Genomic DNA, 309 nt, shown 5'->3' on the forward strand with positions numbered 1-309 from the left:
GATTTAAACAAAGGACTCATCAGTATTTTACAGCAACAAACTTGCTATTCTGATACTGCAAATAGTGAACCTCAGAAAAAGCGTATAACAGTTTCTAAAGAGCATGCAGGCAAGGTAAAGTCACTATTAAAATTAGAGCAGCAAAAATTGCAATTTACCACTTATCGACGAGGTGATAGCTGTTTTAGAAACGTATCCGTTGGTGCAGGGGATATGCCAAAAAATGACTTGCCCGAAAGTTACATAGCTGTTGTAAAGAGCGATAAAACTACGCTTACGGAGGCTTACGCTACCGAAATCAATAAAAGG

At 38.2% G+C, this 309-nt stretch carries 1 pseudogene; it reads left to right on the top strand.

Annotated features, from left to right (window positions below):
- Positions 1–309, top strand: a pseudogene (locus tag CWB75_RS18940) (hypothetical protein); the annotation flags it as partial.

Source organism: Pseudoalteromonas sp. S1608, from assembly GCF_005887265.1.
GTDB classification, from domain to species: Bacteria; Pseudomonadota; Gammaproteobacteria; order Enterobacterales; family Alteromonadaceae; genus Pseudoalteromonas; species Pseudoalteromonas undina.